At 47.2% G+C, this 3,000-nt stretch carries 3 protein-coding genes; 1 reads left to right on the forward strand and 2 read right to left on the reverse strand.

What is annotated here, in order from left to right; translation table 11 throughout:
- A partial coding sequence (locus tag R3177_RS14130) for a TPR end-of-group domain-containing protein (RefSeq protein ID WP_318971651.1) occupies nt 1-996 on the forward strand: 996 nt, incomplete at its 5' end.
- Between the two features lie 58 nt (nt 997-1,054).
- Here the strand turns inward: R3177_RS14130 and R3177_RS14135 are convergent.
- Nucleotides 1,055-2,053 (reverse strand): hypothetical protein, encoded by a 999-nt coding sequence (locus tag R3177_RS14135; RefSeq protein ID WP_318971652.1) that lies wholly within the window; start codon nt 2,051-2,053, stop codon nt 1,055-1,057.
- 319 nt (nt 2,054-2,372) lie between these two features.
- Nucleotides 2,373-3,000: S41 family peptidase (locus R3177_RS14140; protein WP_318971653.1), on the reverse strand; the 628-nt coding region annotated here is incomplete at its 5' end.

Here is a 3,000-nt window from a genome sequence, read left to right on the forward strand (position 1 = left end):
ATAGCACTTAATCCCAGTCTGGCCATTGCTTATATGTGGAAATTCCTGGCACTAAATTCATTGCAGCGGTTTGATGAATCCTTGCTGGCACTGCAACAGGCCTATGAACTGGATCCGCTGTTTCAGACCAATACTTATAATTTAGGTTGGGCACTAACCCGGGCTGGCCGCTTTGACGAGGCTGAGGCGATTTTTAAGCAAATGCAGCTGGATTTTCCGCAATCACCGTTTCCTTATCAGGGTTTGGCCGATATTTACTTTAGCCAGGGTAATTTGGTGGGGGCTATTGCTGAAGCGAAAAATGCCATAGAACTATCGCCTGAAAACCATACTCTGGGTCATAAATTTATTAGTCCAATGGTAAATCTTGGGCTAACTGACCTTATTAAAAAAATGGCTAAAGAGCCGGAATGGGCCGGCACCACTGACTTTTATCAGGAAACACTGCTCATTTTTGAGCAGGATTATGCCGAACTATTTGCACGGATGGACTTTAAGCTGGCGGCCAACCCTGATGATTACTGGCTGCAATTTGAAGCCGGCTGGTATCATTCCATGTTTGGTGATAAGCAAAAAGCCTTATTGTTTTTAACTGAGAAATCGAGTTTGATTGCGCAAGCCGATATGTTTGGTATGCCGTACTGCTCGCCAGCGATTGAAATTGCCTGGGCAGAACAACACTTGGGTAATAAACAAAAAGCGCTTGAATTGATAGCCCGGTGCAAGGAATTAATGACTGAACAATTCCAGTCTTCCATCATCTATTCGGAATTGTATTATCTGGCTGCACGTATTTATGCGCTGGAAAACAACCCTGAGCAAGCTGTTCAGGCACTAGCCAAAGCTATAGACAGAGGCTGGCGGGAATATTGGACAAAATATGATCCGTTGCTGGTAAGTCTGGCAGGTAATTCTGAGTTTCAACAGTTAATTCAGTTTCTGGATCAGGATTTAGCGCGGCAAAAAGCCGAGGCGCTCAAATTGTTTACTGAGTAATCTTGCTAAAAAAAACAGGCCATGGCCTGTTTTGTTTTTTTATAACGATATCAGAAAATTAACTACGTGTTTTGCGTTGTCGTCTTAACGCCATCGTGCCTAAGCCCATTAACAACAGCACAATAGAGGCCGGCGCATTTACCGGAGTAACCGGGCCATTACTGGCAGGCAGAATACGCAGCATTTCAGGATCAGAAGAAAACGACAGCGGCGGGTTATTTACCTCTGATGAGCTTCTATCCACATTGGTATAGCCACATACTTCAATAAACTCGTCATTTCCTGCATCAGGATCAAAGTCAGGGTTTGGCTTTACAACACACTGTTCTTCAAAGACGATTTCAAAACCCGGCTCATTGCTGATCCAGAAAAACCGGCCCTGACTGGATGATAACCCCACCGAGACAAAGGCCATATAATCACCCGGGGCAAAGGCCATGGTAGGGGGGGTAGTTAACGTCACCCAGCCTTCTTCAATGGTGCCATCTGGGGTGACTATCTCACCTGCGGTATTCACCTCACCAGGCAGGATGGTACCATTAATATGCCAGTTTACGTTGTAGCTGACAGCCGGCGTATCAAAATACAGGCTAAAGAAACCAAACATTGAAAGCGCATCACCCTGGGCAAATTCCCAGACGCAGGGCTCGCCGTAAATTGCAAACTCTAACGCAGCCACCGCAGCATCATATTCTGCTTCAGTTATCCGTCCTTCACTTAAATCGTCCAGCAAAAAATTAATTTCCTGGTCTAAATTATCTAAATCATCCTGGGTATAGCCTTTAATACAGTCATTGGGCACCGCCCCTAACCCGCGACCGCCGCCACCGACGGCCCGTACTATACTATTAGCGGCAAAGGGCTCGTCAAAATTAAAGGCCGATTCAATAATACCCACTTCATTTAAATACTGGTTATCAACATAATAAAACGCCTGGGAGAAATTGGCGCTGGGGTCGCCTCTACCGCCCGACCTGACCAGACCCGCCTCGGCAAACTGGCTAAATAAAAACAAGCCCAGCAAAGGCAGGGTAAGCAGTTTTAGTTTATTCGACATAGATATTCCTTAATATTAACGATACGACGTATGCGTTATTCTTACCAGGTGCAAAATGGCAGGAATCGGTAAGCTACAGGTACTGCTATAAAAGTGGGCTTGGGTAGCTGATTAAAAACTAAGCAAGATTTGCACCGGAAAATAATAGCTTTAGTATACAAGCGCTTGCTACTTTAGCCATGGCGTATAACAGCTGTTGCTGCAAAGAATGCTGACACAAGCGATTGTGATTTAGCTGGAGGGGCAGGAGGGAGGCGTTAATGGTTATGCGATAAAAAAACCGCTGCGGGGCAGCGGTTTTTGGCTTAACGATGAAAAACTACAAGCCGAGCTTAGTTGGCATTGGTGGCGCGCTGCTATGATCAGCCGGCGGGTTAGCCTTCAGCTCTTTTAACGTATGCTCTATGGCACGCTCCAGCTGCACATCAATGCCTTTATTAACCGCTATCGGGTCGAGCTCGACCACGATATCCGGTGCCACCCCTTCGTTCTCTACCCGCCACTCGCCATCTGGCGTATAGAAGCGGAAGAACGGCACCACATGAAAACCACCGTCAATCATTGGCGGGTTGGTAGAAATACCAATTAGCCCACCCCAGGTACGGGTGCCGATGGTGGTGCCCAGCTTAAGGCGTTTAAAGGCCCACGGCAGGAAGTCGCCGCCTGAGCCGGCATCCTGATCAATCAGCATGGTTTTCGGACCATAGATACCGGCGCCCGGTGTGGTAAAAATCAGGCCATCGCGGTCTTTCCAGCCGGATAAAAACGGCCTGGCCAGAATTTCGAGGATGTAATTGGCTGCCTGCCCGCCACCGTTTTTCCGCTCGTCCAGAATTACCGCCGGTTTATCGGTCTGAGCGAAGAACATCCGGTTAAAGAAGTAAAAACCTCCATCAGCGGTATTAGGCAGATACACATAAGCGACTTTGCCGTCTGTTTTGTCATTA

It is taken from the genome of Arsukibacterium sp., assembly GCF_033722355.1.
Classification (GTDB): domain Bacteria; phylum Pseudomonadota; class Gammaproteobacteria; order Enterobacterales; family Alteromonadaceae; genus Alishewanella.

What these genes read in the sequence shown, in the direction of transcription:
- R3177_RS14135 (WP_318971652.1), bottom strand. Translation starts at nt 2,053, where the DNA reads ATGTCGAATAAACTAAAACTGCTTACCCTGCCTTTGCTGGGCTTGTTT.